Source organism: Bifidobacterium sp. FKU (assembly GCF_026016385.1).
Lineage (GTDB): Bacteria > Actinomycetota > Actinomycetes > Actinomycetales > Bifidobacteriaceae > Bifidobacterium > Bifidobacterium infantis.
In genome coordinates this window covers 411669-428645 of record NZ_CP092888.1, presented here as the reverse complement: position 1 = coordinate 428645, position 16977 = coordinate 411669, and the positions used below count along the sequence as shown (strand labels likewise).

The window sequence follows — 16977 nt, the reverse complement described above, 5'->3', positions numbered from 1 at the left end:
TGGCGCGAAGCGGGCGGGAACGTCTGGAAGACCCCCGCCCGCAGCCGGGTGGTTCGCCGTCAGAGGTCCATGGAGCGGATCAGATTCACCATTTCGATCGCGCCCTGCGCGCACTCGGAACCCTTGTTCCCCGCTTTGGTGCCGGCCCGTTCGATTGCCTGTTCGATGGAATCCGTCGTCAGCACGCCGAACAGCACCGGCACACCGGTGTCGAGGCTGGTCTGCGCGATTCCCTTCGAGACCTCGTTGCACACGTAATCGTAGTGGCTGGTGCTGCCCCGAATGACCGCGCCCAGGCAGATGATCGCATCGTAGCGCTTGCTCTTGGCCATCCTCGACGCGATCAGGGGTATCTCAAAGGCGCCCGGAACCCAGGCCACCGCTATGTCCTGTTCGCGGACATTCTCCCTTTTCAGGGTGTCCAGCGCCCCTGCCAGCAGTTTTGAGGTGATGAACTCGTTGAACCTCGCCACAACGATGCCTATCGTGATGTTTTCGGCTACCAGATCGCCTTCGAACGTGTGCATTTATTCCTCCTCCATGTTCAGGATATGTCCCATGCGGTTTTTCTTGGTTTTGAGATAGAAACTGTCGTAAGCATTGGCTTCGATTTCGATTGGTATTCTGTCGCGGATCTCCATTCCATAGTCTTCCAATTGATACACTTTGTCGGGATTGTTGGTCAGCAGGAGCATAGACCGTATCCCCAGATCCCTGAGAATCTGCGCTCCGATGTAGTACTCCCTCGCGTCACCGGGGAATCCCAACGCGAGATTGGCGTCGAGCGTGTCCATGCCCTCGTCCTGCAGACGGTAGGCCTTCAGCTTGTTGACCAGACCGATGCCCCGCCCTTCCTGACGCATGTACAGCAGCACGCCCGAACCATGCTCCGCGATCATCCTCATCGCCGCGTCCAACTGCTGACCGCAATCGCAACGCAACGAGCCGAAGACGTCACCGGTCAGACATTCCGAATGCACCCGGCATAACACATCGGTCCCATCGCCCAGATCCCCCATGACCAGCGCGACATGATGCTCGCCGTTCAACCTGTTCACATAGCAGTGCGCCGTGAATTCCCCGTATCGCGTGGGCATCGCCACGGTCGAGACGCATTCGACGAGCGTATCGTGCGCTTTCCTGTATTCCTGCAGTTCCTTGATGGTCAGGAGCGGGATCTGATGCTTCTGGGCGAACCGGGTCAGGTCGGGGGTCCTCATCATCCGGCCATCGTCGTCCATGATCTCGCAGCACAGGCCGCATTCGCGCAATCCCGCCAGCCGCATGAGGTCGATGGTCGCCTCCGTGTGCCCGTTCCGTTCCAGAACGCCGCCCTTCTTCGCCACCAGGGGGAACATGTGCCCCGGTCTGCGGAAATCGAGGGGTTCCACGTCATCGGAGACGCACATGCGAGCCGTCAATCCCCGCTCTTCGGCGGAGATGCCGGTCGTGGTGCCACGGTAATCGATGGACACCGTAAAAGCGGTTTCATGGTTATCGGTGTTGTGCTCGACCATGGGCGGAAGCATCAGCTTGTGGGCCAGTTGCTCGCTCATGGGCATGCAGATCAATCCCTTGGCGTGGGTTGCCATGAAATTGACGTTCCATGTGGTGGCCGACTGCGCGGCACAGATGAGATCCCCCTCGTTCTCCCGGTCCTCGTCATCGATGACCAGAACGAGTTTTCCTTCCCGCAGCGCCTGCAACGCCGCTTGCACCGACTGATGGTTCATGATTCATGCATCCTTTCTCAGAACCCGCACCGGGACAGCAGATCCTGCGTCAGTCCCGTCCGGGTCGTCATCATGTTCCGCACGTATTTTCCCAATACGTCGTTTTCGAGATTGACCACGCCGCCGACCCGTTTCTCGCCCAGCACCGTCTGCGCCAAGGTGTGCGGGATGATCGATACCGAGAAGTCCCTTCCCGTGACCTCCGCGACCGTCAGGCTGATGCCGTCGACGGCGATTGAGCCTTTCTCGACGATGCCTTCGAGTATCTCGTTTCGCGCCGCGATCCGGTACCACACGGCATTGCCTTCGCGTCGCACGGAGGATATGCTGCCCGTGCCGTCGATGTGCCCGGTGACGATATGGCCGCCGAACCTTCCGTTCACCGGCAGGGCCCGTTCCAGGTTGACGCCGCTCCCGTGGCGCAATACGCCAAGCGAGGTTCTGCGCCACGTCTCATTCATCACGTCGACGGTGAAGCGTCGCCGGTCGAAATCGACGACCGTCAGACAGATGCCGTTCACCGCCATGCTGTCGCCGATATGGAGGTCTTCCATAACGTTCGTGGCGTCGACCGACAGCGTGCAGTTGGTGGCGCTCCTCCGTATGTCCGCCACCGTTCCGACTTCCTCCACTATTCCCGTGAACATGAATACACCACCTCGCTTTCCACCAGATAATCCTCTCCCACCCGGGAGCAGGCGCGGGGCCGGAGCATGACGGCGTCGGAGGGCAGGGCGACCCCTTGGCCACCCACCGGGCTTTTCGCGGCGCCGCCGAATATCTTCGGCGCGATGTACACGTGCGCCTCATCGACGATCCGCTGTTCGAGGGCGCTCCAATTCATCGCGCTCCCGCCTTCCAGCAGCACGCTGTCCATCTGCATATCCCCCAGGCGCCGCACCACGTCCGCCAGATCGACGTGGTCGCCCTTCCTTCCGACGGCGAGTATTTCGCAGCCGTGCCGCCGGTAGTCCTCCGCCTTGCGTTCGTCATCGCAGGCGGTGGCGATATAGGTCCTGACGTCATTCGCCGTCTGCACGATCCGCGAGGTGAGGGGCGTCCTCAATCGCGTATCGCAGACGACGCGAACCGGGTTCCTTCCGTGTGCCATGCGGCATGTCAGCAACGGGTCGTCCTCGATCACCGTGTTCACCCCCACCATGACCGCCGCGACGGATCGACGGAGCTGATGGACCCGACGCCTCGACTCCTCGCCGCTGATCCACTGAGACCGATTGGTATGGGTCGCTATCTTCCCGTCCATCGTCATGGCGTATTTCATGATGACATACGGCGTATGCGTGGTGATGTATTTGCTGAACACCCGTATCAGATGCCGGCACTCGTCGGCCAGCACCCCCACATCGACCCGTATGCCGTGGTCTTCGAGCATGCGCACGCCCTTGCCGGACACCACGGGATTGCAGTCCAAGGTTCCGACGACGACCCTTGCGATGCCGCTTTCCACGATCGCCTCCGTGCATGGCGGCGTTTTGCCGTAATGGCAGCACGGCTCAAGCGTGACGTACAACGTCGCCCCGGCGGGCGACTGCGTGCAATGCCGCAACGCGTTCCTCTCGGCGTGCAATCCGCCGAACATCTCGTGATACCCCTGCCCGATGATCCGATCGTCCTTGACGATCACCGCGCCGACCATGGGATTGGGGTTCACGTATCCGGCCCCTCGCTTCGCCAGCTCGATCGCGAGTCCCATGTACCGCGCATCGTCCATGTACGCCTCCAAGCATGTTGCGCCCATACGCTATCCAAGGCATACAAAAGAAGGTTCATGCGAACACGAAAACGCCCTGAAATGATATGGCATCATTTCAGGGCGTACGACGAAGCATAAACGTACTTTCATCTTCTCTCATCCAGACTGTACTGTCGGCTTTGGAATCTCACCAAATCATGCCTTGCGGCTCGTGGGCTGTACCACCGGTAGGGAATCGCACCCTGCCCTGAAGATAGTTATTCGTTTTGCCCACGATTGTACTCGCCGACGCTCCCCCTGTCAACGGAAGCGGCCTCACGCAGCGCCCGGGCCTTCTGCATCGTCTCGTCGTACTCGAAGTCGAAATCGGATTCCACGGTGATGCCTCCGCCCACGCCGAGCGACGTCTCGCCTCCCTCCCGCACGATGGTGCGAATCACGACGTTGAAATCGCAATCGCCCGTATCGGAGAAATACCCGATGCTGCCCGTGTACAATCCCCGGGGCGCGCGTTCGAGCTCGTCGATGATCTGCATGGCGCGAACCTTCGGGGCGCCGGTGATCGAACCGGTGGGGAACGCGGCGCGAACCGCGTCCACGGCGCAACGATCCTTGCGCAGCGTCCCCTCGACGGTCGCGACGAGATGGAATACGGAAGGATACGTCTCGATGGCAAAGTCGGGGTCCGTGCCGACGGAACCCGGTTCGCAGACGATCGACAGGTCGTTGCGTTCGAGGTCCACGACCATCAGCAGTTCGCTGTGGTCCTTCTCGCTGCGGGCGAGTTCCTCGCGGTTCGCCCGATCCTCGTCCGGCGTGCCGCCGCGTGGCCGGGTTCCCTTGATGGGCCGCGTCACCACATGCCCCGAGCGAATCTCCATGAACCGTTCCATGCTCGAACAGCACACGTCGAGACCCGGTGCGCGCAGATAGGCGGAAAACGGGGCCGGGTTGTGGGTGCGCAGATAACGGTAGATGGCATAGGGGCTCTCGGACGTCTCCAGGCGCAGGCGCTGCGCCATGTTGACGACGTAGGCGTCGCCGGCGCGCAGATGGTCGACGAGACGGGCCAGGGCGTCGCCGTACCCGGCCCGCGTGAAATCGGAGGAGCATGGGGCGAGCGAACGTCGGCGCGCGGGATGAGGGGCGGGCGGGCATGAATCCACCAGGTCCTGCGCCCGTGTCAGGGCGTGGGCGGCCGTCATCGTCCGCCCCTGGCAGCAACAGAACAACGCCCGCGACCGGACGTCCTCGATGAGTAGCAGGTCGTAGAAGACCATGCTCGCCTCCGGTGTGGCCGCGACGGGATCGTGCCTGGTCGGCACGCCGCACGATTCGCGGCCGAAATCGTATCCCAGATACCCGATCGCGCCTCCCGTGAGGGGCAGACGCGGATCGCGCGCGCCATCGCAGGGTCCAAGCCGCTTCTTCACGACATCGAAGAAATCACCCTCCACGGCAACGCCGTCGACGAGGCATCCGCCCCGCCCATGTTCGATCACAAGATAGGGGAAGAGTCCCAGGATCGAGTAGCGCCCCTGCGCCCCCGGCATCGAGGAGTCCAGGAACGCGAAGCGTTCCTCGCCGCGCACGCACTCCACGATGTCGGCAAGCGGTCGGAACGTCCTGAGCTTGAACACCTGCGCGCTCACCGGAACTCCTTCGTCTGCGCCCGGGCCCGCGTCCGCGCCACCATGCGGGCGTAGGTGTCGTTCACGTCGCGCGACACGCTCCCCGGTTCGAATTCCACGCCGCCGATACCGGCCACGGGCATGGCACCCATCAGGGAGTTGGTGAGGAACACCTCGTCGGCCCGAAGCAGCTCATCGGGCATGATCGGGCGTTCGACGGCCCCCGTGAACCCGATCACGGCATGGCGCATGACCCCGGGCAGCAGACCGCAGGAGACGGGAGGCGTCACGACGTCTCCCCCGATGACGGCGAAGACATTGGAGACGGCCCCTTCGGCGACCTCGCCCCGCGTATTGAGGAACAACGGCTCGTCGACGGCGCGGCCGCGGGCGCGACGCTTCTCCATGATGTTTTCGGCATACGCCAGCGTCTTCATGCGCGCGAGGGGGGAGGATTCGTTCCTGCGCACATCGGCGAAGTCGCAGCGGAAGACGCGCTTCGCCCCCGGCGCGGCATACGGGTTGCGTCTCAACGAGACGACGCGGTTGCGCTCGGTGACCGTGAGCTTGAGGGCCGAATCGTCCGATACGCCGAGTCCGGCGCATGCGCGGAGCACCATCGTCTCCAGATCGGCGCGACGCGCCTCGATGCCGAGGTATCGCAACGTCTCACCCAAACGCGTCAGATGGTCGTCCAGAAACACGGGCGCGCCGCCGGATACCGCGATGGTCTCGAAGGCCCCCATGCCGAAGAAGAATCCGTCATCCGCATCCACACGCGCCCGGGCACCGGGGCCGATCACGCACTCACCCATCGATCAGCGCCCCCTTTCCCGTCTCGCACTGCCATCAATCAGGCTATCAGCCATGAAGACGGCAGGCGCGCCGCCGACACGCCGTCCGTCCGGCGATTCCGTGCGTCACGACCGGACCGATGCGCAATATCCGGCTTCCGCGTTACACTAGTACGGTTATTCGCGCGCGCGTGGCGCCCTCTACACCCCGAGCCGCGAGGACACGTGGATTCCGGCCGGTCATGCCCCACATGGCAAACCGAGAACCCGCACACCTAGCATTACAAGGAGAGCCATTTTGGCAACCAAGATTCGTCTGAAGCGACAGGGCAAGAAGTTCTACGCCTTCTACCGTGTGGTGGTCGTCGATTCCCGCAAGAAGCGTGACGGCAAGGTCATCGAGGAGATCGGTACCTACAACCCCAACACCCAGCCCTCGACCATCCAGATCAAGTCTGACCGCGCTCAGTACTGGCTCGGCGTCGGCGCTCAGCCGTCCGAGCCCGTCTTCAAGCTGCTGAACATCACCGGCGACTGGCAGAAGTACAAGGGCCTTGAAGGTGCCGAAGGCACCCTGAAGACCGTTGAGGCTGGCCCGGACGCCGAGGCCCGCATCGCGGCCGTTGAGAACCAGGCTCAGAAGCTGAAGGCCGCCAAGTCCGAAGCTGCTGCCAAGGCTAAGGCTGAAGCCGAAGCCGCTGCCGCCGCTGAGGAAGCCCCGGCTGAAGAGGCCGCCGAAGAAGCTCCGGCTGAGGCCTGAGCGGAAACGAAAGGCTAGCTATGCTCGCACAGGCTGTGGAACACCTCATCAAGAACATCGTTGATTTTCCCGACGATGTTTCCGTCAAGTCTCATGAGAACGCGCGCGGCGAACTGCTTCGTGTACGCGTGAACCCGGAAGACATCGGCCGTGTGATCGGCCGTGGCGGCCGCACCGCCAACGCGATTCGCACCGTGATTCAGGCACTGTCTGACCACAAGGTCCGCGTTGACATCATGGACGTCCGTCGATAACCGATAAGGAACGATTCACAGCATGGCACAGCAAGACATGCACGACGACCCTCAGCAGCTCGAGTTGCTGAGGGTCGCTCGTATTGGCCGCGCACAGGGCCTGAAGGGCGAAGTCACCGTGCGCCTGTACACCGATGATCCCGAGTGGCGCTTCGAGCCGGACTCCGTGCTCTACAGCCAGGATGGCGAGACCGAGTACATCGTCGAGGGCTCACGCACGTTCAAGGATCGTTGGATTCTCAAGCTTGAGGGCGTCGACGACCGCAATGCCGCCGAGGCCCTAAACGGTGTCGAACTCTACGGCGAGGTCGACGACGCAGAAGATATGCTCGAAGCCGACGAATGGTATCCCAAGGATCTTATTGGCCTTGAGGCCCGTCTAGTCGAGGGCAACGGTCTGGGACTGCCCGCCGGCCAAGTGGTCGGCAAAGTGGTGGATGTGGTCGACTCCCCCGCTCAGTCACTGCTCAAGATTCGTTTGACCGAGCCGGTGGTAACCGGCCAGAATTCCAAGGGCGAGGATGTGGTCGAGAAGACCGCGTTGGTGCCGTTCGTGGAGGAACTGGTGCCCGACATCGATCTGGAGGAGCAATACCTCACGCTCGACCCACCCGGTGGTTTGATTCCGGGATTGTAAACCTCATATACACGTGAGACCAAAGGACTTTCTGGCTATTTGTTGGCAGAAAGTCCTTTTGCGCATGAGCAGAAACATCGAGACGCTAAACCTTCCTCATTCCGGTATCGCATAGCAGATAATCAATAGTATACTAGTGAATAAATGATTTTATTCATGGAAAACTATATGTTATAACACTCGGAGTATCGCAATGAAGTATGTGCCCACCACCACCAAACGCGACTTACGCATCCTAGGCGAACAGTTCTCGCAACAGCGCAAACTACTGATGTTGACGGTTGCGGATGTAGCACACCGCTCTGGTGTCAGCCCGACCACAGTGTCAAATCTGGAGCAAGGCAAGGCTGTCCGGTCAGATTCGCTGTTAACCATCGCGCGCGTGTTGCAACTTGCTGACACACTCGTAGCCGCATGCGACCCCTATTCCACCGATCTTGGGCGTCTCCGCGCTGGCCAACAACTCCCGAAGCGCGTTCGGAGGTGAATCCCTGATGGCAAAAACTATCGAATCAACTGTACTGATTACGCTAGGGCCTGGAATGGAAGCTCCTGCCGGCACATTGTATGCGACTGGCGACGACCTATCGTTCCGCTATGATTCGACGTACACAATCAGCAGCGATTCCTTCGACCTCTTCCCATCTATGCCCCGCTCGTTGGCCCCATTCTTCTTCTCTGGACTTGGTCCATTTTCGGATTCCGCCCCAGACCGTTGGGGCAGAAAGGTGTTTTCCCGCAGTCTTAAACGGACGCGTGTCAGCGAGTCGGAATATTTGTTCGGCGTCAACGATCTGACAAGACAGGGTGCCATTCGATTCATTGTTGATGGCAAGCCAGCGGCAGGAGATGAAGGAGTACCCGTACTGTCAAAGCTGCCGGAGTTATTGGACACTGCGGATGCGGTGGAACAGAACCGCGAGGTAAGTGATGTCTCCTTACGCAGGTTGTATCGGGCAACCGGCTCACTCGGAGGCGCACGACCTAAAGCTTCGGTGTCGGATCGTAATGCGCTGTGGCTGGCCAAATTTCCGAAACCGAACGGCGATGATTGGGATGTTATCGGCTGGGAAGCCGTCACCTTGGAAATCGCGAACATGGCCGGCATCAAAGTGCCCGAACATCGCGTCATTGCAATAAAGGATTCGGAGGAGAGAAGCCGGACCGTGCTATTGACTCACCGTTTTGATCGCGTGTCTGCACCATCAGTTGAGCGAATGGAGCGATTACCTTATATATCCGCAATGACCGCGCTGGAAGCAAGAGATGGGGACGGCGGAGACTGGTTGGATCTAGCAGAATTTACGCGTAGGGCAGGAGGAGACACCATAGAGCTATGGCGGAGAGCAATGTTTGGCGCGGCCATCGGCAACACTGATGACCATCTACGAAACCACGGGTATTTGCGTAAGAATAATTCCTGGCAATTGGCACCCGCTTTTGACATGAATCCTGAACCATTCGATCCGTCGCTACCCGACTCACACCAGATGTCATTATTAGGTGACACCGAAGTCGATATAGATAAATTGATGTCCGATGAGAGTCTGTCTTTGTTCGGTGTAAGCCGTAAATATGCGGATCATTGGTTGCCGACATTGCGATCAGCCTTATCTCAGGCATTATCTCGAGCAGCGATGCGCCGCATTGACATGCATTCCATCAATCTGATGGCCGAACGTTTTGATAAGGCGGTTCATGCTCTGCAGTAGAGCGATGGGGATCTACCGCAAACTGTTACTCGTCTCGTGGCTCCGGCCTCGGTATGTCTCTGGTATCGCTTAAAAAGTCGCGGCGGTCCTCACACCGGAGAGCAACGATTGCGATGACTGCGTGGCCGACACGTCATACGGCAGCTGATTGGCATCCGACTGCTAAAGGTCAGTTCAGGCAGATGACAAAGTTCCGAGAACTCTTTCCTTACGTTTTCTCCATCGGTTACAGGCACGTTCGATACGTTTATAGCCAATTAGCTCGGACGGCACCAAATGAAAAATCCTTGCCTACTTCCCTATTCGAGCATCCCCAAAAGGGCACGCCACCGCTGCAATGGCGTGCCCCGAATAGAGAGCCGCTGGGCTCAGAGCGCAGAGAAGCCCTGACGCACCATACGGCACAGTCCCTCAATCCCCTCGTCGGCCGGAACGAGCATCACACTAGTCCCCCGCTTTCTCGCCTCCTCCATGATTACCACCAGGAACGGGCGAAGCTCGGCCAAATCGGTATTCTCATCCATATGCACCAGCACACCGATGACACCGACCGATGCCATCCCGCATATACACGACGACGAATCGTACCGCTAGTTATCCACAGGGTTGTCCACACACCATGTGGATCACCCCGGAAGCTAGAACCGCATTGTCCGCACTACTAACCGACGCTTCAGCAACCGACACGACCGCCAAAGCATAAGCATTTACCCACGAGCCGCGGCGGTGACGCGAGCCATAAAGCGGTCGAGGAATTCCGACACGTCGACACCCAATGCGACTTGGGTGTGTTTGTCGGGGTCCTGGAGCCGTGAGCGATCGCCGATGGTACGGCCTCGGAACGGGCCCTCGAGATCGACTTGCAAGTTGAACCCGAAGGTCGTGACCAGCGATGGGTCGAGCGCGGCGGCCACGGCCAGCGGGTCGTGCAGTCCACATCCGCGAATCTCCGGCTGGTTCTTCAGGTAGAAGTCGATGTAGTAGTCGGTCATGGTGACGAGGAAGTCGCCGGCCGGCGTCCCCAGAGACGCCCATTCATGGGCTTTCTCACGGGTGAGCGCGGTCTGGTGGGTCACGTCGAGGCCGATCATGGTGGTGCGTGCGCCACACTTGAACAGATAGTCTGCTGACTCTGGGTCTTGGGAGATGTTCGCTTCGGCGGCCGGGCTTACATTGCCGGGCAGCGTCAACGCACCGCCCATCAACGTCACGTTCACGCCGGAATCCTTCAGGTCCGGAGCGTTGCGGAATACGGTGGCCATGGTGGTCATCGCGCCCGTAGGTACGATGGTCAGGTCCGGGCCGTATTCGCGCGCGGCGGCGATGATGAAATCGACCGCCGAGCCTGGTGCTTCCGGAGCGCGCGGGGAGTCGGGGATGATTGCGCCGCCGATGCCGTTGGGATGGTGGACCGCCACCGAGCCGGGAGTTGGTGCCCACGAAGCGTCCGTTTGCCAGCCGTCCGCGCCGCCGTTCTGCCAGCGCGCGTAGGCCTGGGTCCGCTCGTCTGGTGTGGTGCCACGCATTTTCGGCAATGTTGCCGGGGCGATGGGATGGTCGACTCCGGGATAGACCGGAACGTCGTCACGGCCGAACAAGTGCACCACCGCCAGCGCGTTGCGCGCGGCCAGCGGCACCGCGACATTGCCGTAGGTGGCCGTGATACCGATCAGATCGATCTCGTCGGCACTGCCTAGGGCATATGCGATGGCGAGCGCGTCATCGATGCCGGTATCGAGGTCGAGGATGAGTTTTTTGCGCATGGCGGTTCCTTCAAGACGAATCAATCCTCCCGAATTTGTGACGTTAAGCCAACGTCAGCGGCACAAATTCGGGAGGATGGGGAATGGGCAATCAGCCGAGCTTGGCGAGCTCTTCGGGGGTGAGCTCGAGCCGGTCGGCCTTCAGGGAGTCGAGAATGGTTTCGGGACGGTGGGCGCCGGGAATCACGAACACGTGATCTCCCTTGGCGAGCTCCCATGCCAGCACGACCTGCTGGTAGCTCACGCCATGGGCCGCCGCGACCTCGCGGAACGGGTCGAACTTGGTCTCATCATAGGGGTGACGGTAGCCGCCGAGCGGGCTCCAGCACACGAAGGCCAGACCGACCTTGGCGCAGTAGTCGAGCGTGCCCTGGGTCTCCAGGTGAATCGGCGAGTACTGGTTCTGCACGGCCACGAGCTTGTCGCCCAGAATGCCGCGCGCAATGTCGATTTGCTCTATAGAGGCGTTGGAGATACCGGCCTCCTGCGCCACGCCCTCGTCCACCAGCTGCTTGATGGCTTCGACGGACTCGTTGTACGGCACCTTCGGGTCCGGGCGGTGGAAGTACAGCAGGTCAATGGCGTCCACGCCGAGCGCCAGTGCGCTCTCCTTGCCGCGCCGAATCAGGTTCTCCGGACGACCGTCCACATCCCACGTGGGGCGGCCGTCGGTGAAGTTGCGGAAGTGGCCCACCTTGGTGGCCACCAGCACCTCGTCCTTCGGCCCCTTCCAAGTCTCAAGGGCCTCGCGCACCAGCTTTTCACCGGTCTGTTCTTCACCGCCGGAGCAGTAGTAGGCCCAAGCGGTGTCGATGTGGCGGCAGCCGGCGTCCAGCGAGGCGTGCAGGGTTTCGATGCCGACCTCATGGCCGCGGTTGTTTTCGATGGTCAGCGGCATTTCGCCGTGGCCGATGGCGGTGGTGGAGACTGATCCGAGAGTGCGGAACAATGCCATGGTGATTCCCTTCGTGAAACTTATGGAAACTCGATATCCACAATCAAGCCTAAGCATCCCGTTGGATTTCACACTCTCGGCCTGCCCGCACAATCAATCTATGAAATTTCCGCAACTTCACGGAATAGAAAACGCAACTTACTCATACCCAGTTCAGCGAAAACGAGGGGCCGGAACCCCATGGATTCCGGCTGTTCCGCTGATAAATCAGTGGCCTCGTCTGAGACTCATTCCCAGCAATACCAGTGCGGCAATGATGATGGCCGTCGACCATCCCTGTCCAACTTGATTGGCCAGGGCGATCAACAGGCCGGTCATCAGACCTTCCCGGTATTGCCGGTCTTGTCTCGGACGGTTGTCATGGTCGTTGCCTACCATGAGAACCTCCTCTTGAATTTTGAGACGTCATTATGCCGGTTGACACAACGACACCGCGCCAAAGTGGCACGCTAGTAGACCTTGGTTTGGTCAGTCCAGTGTACTGGTGAGCTTCGGTGGAGGCTGGTATGCTGTGTTGTAGCAGAAAGGTCACGCTAGCTTCGAGGCAATCTTCTCGGCGGCGCCACAGACTTTCGCCCCGTTGGACCTGACTGTTGAGGTCTCCTCACCTCGATTTTGAGAGAAAGGCCCGATGTCTTATGACACCGGGCCTTTTACTTTCAAAGCTATAGGGACTTTCAGAAGCACATCGCTTACCGCCCACCGAACGAACCGCCGCCGGAACCGCCGCTGCTACCGCCAAAGCCGCCTGAGCCACCGGATGGCGAGGCCGCATTGATTGTCGCGGTGATATCCGCAAATCCGTACGACAATTGCGTGCCGAGGTCAGAGAACCCAGCCGCGAACGACGTGCCCCCGAACGCTGGCACCGCTCCGGCCAATCCGCTGTCAGCCACGGAATCCGCGAACGCCGAGCCATTGTAGAAACGCAACCCATACCAGTCGTACGGACGATAATTCCAATAGAACACCGTGTCGGAGGCATTGGCATCAAGCCATTCCGGATCGGATACTTGCGGATAGGCCATGGCCAGCTCCCGCATCACCCGGTCGGATATGCCAAATGCGGCAGCGTAGACCATATACCAATCCCACAGCGTCAAATCCGCGACTCCACGGTACTTGAAGTTCGAGAAGCCTTGCATATATCGTTTGAGACCCAAGCATTGCCCGGCCATCTGCTGACCATGATCGGTCAGCACGTAGGAATTCCCCATCAGGAAGCAGAATATGCCGACCGTCATCAGGGGAATGCCGATGAGGGCCCCGGCCACCAGATATCCGGCCAAACCGTTGATGAATATGCTGGCGCCACCGATCAGCACGGTGATTGCCCCGGGAATGAGCCATCCGTTCTCGGTTTTCGGCGCGATATCCGCCGCCGCGAATTCGGTCTTGCACGCATTGGTGAACTTTTCGAGTTCCTTGTAGCCGTCTTTCCAATCCTTGCAGGCGTCTTTGATGTCATCCATGTCAAATGCCGTACGACCTACGCGCTCGGAAATCACGGTGAGCAGATAGAGCAATGCCCGCTCAGAAGCACTGAGATCGGGCTGGTGTGCATCGGACACGCTAGATGCGGCAGATCCAGATCCGCCAGATCCAGATCCATCAAATACGGATTCGACGAATACTGATTCATCAAATCCCTCAGATACGCCGTAATCGGACTGCCACAGCATCACAATCGTGCTATTGGTACGCGCATTATTGCGCTTGTATGGATCGGACCCGATTCGCTGACTGAGCTCCACCGGAGAAACTTGTTTCAGATCCACGCCGATATACAGGTCCGCCGAACCGGGGAACACAGCAATGACTTTCTTCACGGCCAGAGAAAGCAAGGTCGCGACGAGTTGGCGCTCGGAAATGTCGGGTTTGTCGCCGGAAGTCACGATATCGATGAGTTTGGCCGCCGATGCGGGGCTCAGCTCGGGGCGATCGCGCCAATATTCGATGGAGCCACGGTAACGTGAACGTCCGGAGGAGCGTAAGGCTGCAACAACACCAATAATCCCGAATATCAGGCCGGCCGATATGGTGGTCATCCAGTTGTTCAGGCGCCTTGTGGAGCGTTGGCGTTCCAGATTGCGCCAGAACCGTTCGTCGTCGGCTTCGTCTTCCTTCAACTCCTGCAGATGATCGTCGGTCTCGACACGAGCCATATCTCCCGCCTTGGCCGCGTCGAAAGCGGCCACCACGTCTAGGTACTCGCCGCTTTTCACATCATTTACGGTGAAGGTGAAGCTGCCATCCTTGGTTCGGCCGGTTTCCGAGGTTTGTTCAGTGTGCAGCCAAGTCCACGAGTTGCTCGCGGTCACACCTTTGGGGAAATGCACCGTGCCGGTGACCGTACCAATCGGCACCTGATTGTTCTCACCGAATGGCTCCCATTGGAAGGTCGCCACGTCCTTCCACTTGGTGGCCACGTCATGCATGGTGAAGCTCACCGTGAACTTGATGCTGTTGGTTTTTACGGTGGTGGGAATATTCCAGCCGATCTCCACGGTTTGGTCTTGCCATCGTCATCCTTGCGTTTGCGCAACTTGATATCGATATGCTCCGTGACTTTAAGATCGCCGTCGGCGGTGGCGGTCACATCGTAATCAAGCGTGCGGTAGCTCAGGTCGGCACCATCTGTGCCGAGAATCAAGGCACCGGCACAGAGTGCGGCAAGAATCAGCGCACCGACAAGGCTTAAGCCCAGGGCACGAACAATGCGTTTCGGCATAGGCATGCGCTACCGCCCGCCGAACGAGCCGCCACCTGAGCCACCGAACGAGCCGCCGAAACCGGAGCCGCCGCCCGAACCGAAGCTGGAGAAATCGCCACCGGAATCGGCGGATGGTGCTGCCGCGCTGATGGTCGAACTGATGTCCGCCAGACCGGAGTTCAGCTGCGAGCCGAGGTCGGAGAATCCGCCGGCAAACGACGTGCCTCCGTAAGCCGGAGCTGGGCCGCCAACGCCTAGGTCCATCTGCCCGGCAGCATCGTGGTCGAATGGACCATTATGACGGTGGCTGTACCAGCCATACGGGCGGTAGTTCCAGTAGAACAACGAGTTGGAGGCATTGGCATCCAGCCAAGCCGGGTCGTTGACCTGAGGATATGCTTTGGCCAGTTCACGCATCACGCGATCGGAAATGCCAAACGCGGCGGCGTAGACCATATACCAATCCCACAAGGCCAAATCGGCGGTACCCCGGTCGGTGAAGTTGGAGAAGTCTTCCATATAACGCTTAAGGCCCAGAGTCCGGCCGGCGATATCCTGCCCTTGATCAGTGAGCACGGTCATCGCGCCGGCCATCGAGCAGAACAGTCCGACCAGGAATATCGGCAGCCCGATAAGACCAGCCACCGGGTATCCGATAAAGCTGTTGGCCAGCAGCGAACCAAATCCCAGCACGGCGGCCAATACGCCGGGTAGGATCCATTGCCAGTCCACAGAGCGCGTGGCACCCAGCCGCTGGTATTCCATGCTGCATGCACCGGTGAATTTGCCGAGCTCAATATAGCCGTCTTGCCAGTTCTGGCAGGTCGCCTTCATCTGGTTCAGGTCGAATACCGGGCTGCCCACGCGCTGAGAAATGACGATGAGCAGGTTCAGCAGCGCATCTTCCGATTCGCTCAATCCCAACTGTTGCGCGTTGGGTGCCTCATCAATGGCGAGCGGCAGAATCACGATGGTGCTGGTGATGCCTGCCGCATACTGCTTGCCTTGGTCGGCGGCAATCATTTGGCTCAAGCCCACCGGCGTGGCCTGGCTCATGTCGATGCCGCGATACATGTCCGACGGCCCCGGATAAATGGCGATGGCCTTCTTGACGGCGAGCGACAGCATGGTGGCGGTCAGCTGGCGGTCTTCATCGGATTGGCGCGTCGACGGATCGACCACGCGAATCAGACGGGCTGCGGAAGCCGGACTGATGCCGGGCTGGTCGCGCCAGTATTCGACGCTGCCACTGTATTGCGCACGCCGGTTGCTGGAGATCACAGCCCAGATACCCCACGCGCACAACGCGATGCCGAGCACGATGCTGACAATCCAGAACACGAGACGAGCTCTGGCAGCGAATCGTTGCTTGTCGAGCCAGCGCTGCTGTTGCTTATATTCGTCCTGTTTCAGGTCCTTGAGATGATTGCCGGTTCCCTTGCGGGCGATGCCCTTGGCTTTGGCGGCATCGAACGCCGCGACCACATCGAGGTAGTCGCCATTGTGGATGTTGTAGGCCGTGAACGTGTAGCTGCCGTCGCTGTTGCGCTTGGTTTCCGAGGTGCGCTCGGTGTGCAGCCATGTCCATGAGGTTTTGCCGGTGATGCCGTTGGGGAAATGGACGGTGCCGGTGACCGTGCCGATAGGCACTTGGTTCTTCTTGCCGAACGGCTCCCATTGGAAGGAGGCCACGTCTTTCCATTTGGTGGCCACATCGTGCATGGTGAAGCTTACATCGAACTTCATGCTGTCGGCCTCGGTGGTGACCGGAATATTCCAGCCGATCTCCACGGTTGTGTCATCTTCGGTGGCGGAGGCGCTGGGCTTGAGGCCATCGGTACCGGGCGTGTATGCCTTTGGATGGTCGCTGCCATCGCTCACATCGGCGACATACCAATGGTTGGCGTAGTCGCTGTTCCATTCCTTGTCGGAAGAGACGTCACTGGGCAGCTTGGGCTCGCTCTGTTGTGCGTAGTCGATGCCGTCGGTGACGTTGCGCACGCTGATATCGCTGATATCAGTCAAGGTGCCGGAGTTCAGCGTGTATTGCTGGAACAGCTGCTTCCACGGCTTGGTGTTGTCGTCACTGTCGGTACGCTCACGCATCTTGACGTCGATATGCTGCGTGACCTTCAAATCACCGTTCGCGGTGGCGGTCACGTCATAGTCCAGCGTGCGGTAGCTGAGGTCGGCCGAATCGCCGAACGCGGAAGTCCCGATTATCGCCAAGGTGATAACTGCCAACACCACCGTGGCAACAATGCTGATGATTCCGGCGCGAATGAATCGTATCCGCATATCTTCCCTCTCT

Annotated in this window: 16 protein-coding genes, 1 pseudogene and 1 riboswitch; of the genes and pseudogenes, 5 read left to right on the top strand and 12 right to left on the bottom strand. The window is 59.8% G+C overall.

Going from position 1 to position 16977, the window contains the following annotated elements; genetic code table 11:
* Positions 1–59: 59 nt before the first annotated feature.
* From ribE to MMB48_RS01940, 6 genes are all read right to left on the bottom strand, one after another.
* A complete protein-coding gene (gene ribE / locus MMB48_RS01965) occupies positions 60–527 on the bottom strand; it encodes a 6,7-dimethyl-8-ribityllumazine synthase (RefSeq protein WP_012576812.1) in 468 nt (155 codons plus the stop codon).
* Positions 528–1733, bottom strand: a complete 1206-nt coding sequence (locus MMB48_RS01960; protein WP_032744625.1) for a bifunctional 3,4-dihydroxy-2-butanone-4-phosphate synthase/GTP cyclohydrolase II — start codon at positions 1731–1733, stop codon at positions 528–530.
* A 17-nt stretch (positions 1734–1750) separates the two neighbouring features.
* Positions 1751–2380 (bottom strand): riboflavin synthase, encoded by a 630-nt coding sequence (locus MMB48_RS01955; RefSeq protein WP_032744624.1) that lies wholly within the window; start codon positions 2378–2380, stop codon positions 1751–1753.
* Complete coding sequence (gene ribD, locus MMB48_RS01950; RefSeq protein ID WP_230581259.1) at positions 2365–3492, bottom strand: bifunctional diaminohydroxyphosphoribosylaminopyrimidine deaminase/5-amino-6-(5-phosphoribosylamino)uracil reductase RibD; 1128 nt, start codon at positions 3490–3492, stop codon at positions 2365–2367. The genes MMB48_RS01955 and ribD overlap by 16 nt, the downstream gene beginning before the upstream one ends.
* Positions 3493–3591: 99 nt before the next feature.
* A riboswitch (FMN riboswitch) is annotated at positions 3592–3706 on the bottom strand.
* Positions 3705–5099 carry an aminodeoxychorismate synthase component I gene (gene pabB / locus MMB48_RS01945; RefSeq protein WP_032744623.1) on the bottom strand — a complete coding sequence of 465 codons (1395 nt, stop codon included), beginning with the start codon at positions 5097–5099 and terminating at the stop codon, positions 3705–3707. (Overlaps the previous riboswitch by 2 nt.)
* Complete coding sequence (locus tag MMB48_RS01940) at positions 5096–5893, bottom strand: aminotransferase class IV (protein ID WP_032744622.1); 798 nt, start codon at positions 5891–5893, stop codon at positions 5096–5098. Before MMB48_RS01940 ends, pabB begins: the two co-directional genes overlap by 4 nt.
* Before the next feature lie 277 nt (positions 5894–6170).
* Here MMB48_RS01940 and rpsP point away from each other — a divergent pair, with 277 nt between their 5' ends.
* The 5 genes from rpsP to MMB48_RS01915 all read left to right on the top strand — a co-directional run bounded on the left by rpsP (position 6171) and on the right by MMB48_RS01915 (position 9235).
* The gene (gene rpsP, locus MMB48_RS01935) at positions 6171–6632 is read left to right on the top strand and encodes a 30S ribosomal protein S16 (protein ID WP_032744621.1); all 462 of its coding nucleotides are present in this window, start codon (positions 6171–6173) and stop codon (positions 6630–6632) included.
* A 20-nt stretch (positions 6633–6652) separates the two neighbouring features.
* The gene (locus MMB48_RS01930; protein ID WP_007051427.1) at positions 6653–6886 is read left to right on the top strand and encodes an RNA-binding protein; all 234 of its coding nucleotides are present in this window, start codon (positions 6653–6655) and stop codon (positions 6884–6886) included.
* 22 nt (positions 6887–6908) lie between these two features.
* The gene (gene rimM, locus MMB48_RS01925; protein WP_032744620.1) at positions 6909–7523 is read left to right on the top strand and encodes a ribosome maturation factor RimM; all 615 of its coding nucleotides are present in this window, start codon (positions 6909–6911) and stop codon (positions 7521–7523) included.
* A gap of 193 nt (positions 7524–7716) precedes the next feature.
* On the top strand, positions 7717–8010 hold the full coding sequence (locus MMB48_RS01920) for a helix-turn-helix domain-containing protein (RefSeq protein ID WP_012576804.1): 294 nt from the start codon (positions 7717–7719) through the stop codon (positions 8008–8010).
* Positions 8011–8017: 7 nt separating this feature from the next.
* A complete protein-coding gene (locus tag MMB48_RS01915) occupies positions 8018–9235 on the top strand; it encodes a type II toxin-antitoxin system HipA family toxin (RefSeq protein ID WP_008782865.1) in 1218 nt (405 codons plus the stop codon).
* A 368-nt stretch (positions 9236–9603) separates the two neighbouring features.
* On the opposite strand, the gene MMB48_RS01910 is transcribed toward MMB48_RS01915, so the two are convergent.
* The 6 genes and pseudogenes from MMB48_RS01910 to MMB48_RS01885 form a co-directional block, all read right to left on the bottom strand.
* Positions 9604–9795 (bottom strand): hypothetical protein, encoded by a 192-nt coding sequence (locus tag MMB48_RS01910; RefSeq protein ID WP_032744618.1) that lies wholly within the window; start codon positions 9793–9795, stop codon positions 9604–9606.
* A 147-nt stretch (positions 9796–9942) separates the two neighbouring features.
* On the bottom strand, positions 9943–10998 hold the full coding sequence (locus MMB48_RS01905) for a nucleoside hydrolase (RefSeq protein ID WP_032744617.1): 1056 nt from the start codon (positions 10996–10998) through the stop codon (positions 9943–9945).
* Between the two features lie 91 nt (positions 10999–11089).
* Positions 11090–11953, bottom strand: coding sequence for an aldo/keto reductase (locus tag MMB48_RS01900; RefSeq protein ID WP_032744616.1), 864 nt, complete (start codon positions 11951–11953; stop codon positions 11090–11092).
* 207 nt (positions 11954–12160) lie between these two features.
* The gene (locus MMB48_RS01895; RefSeq protein ID WP_168928626.1) at positions 12161–12331 is read right to left on the bottom strand and encodes a hypothetical protein; all 171 of its coding nucleotides are present in this window, start codon (positions 12329–12331) and stop codon (positions 12161–12163) included.
* A 314-nt stretch (positions 12332–12645) separates the two neighbouring features.
* Positions 12646–14684, bottom strand: a pseudogene (locus MMB48_RS01890) (DUF2207 domain-containing protein).
* 9 nt (positions 14685–14693) lie between these two features.
* Positions 14694–16964: a DUF2207 domain-containing protein gene (locus tag MMB48_RS01885; RefSeq protein ID WP_012576797.1), complete on the bottom strand. Its 2271-nt coding sequence runs from the start codon at positions 16962–16964 to the stop codon at positions 14694–14696.
* Positions 16965–16977: the final 13 nt, after the last annotated feature.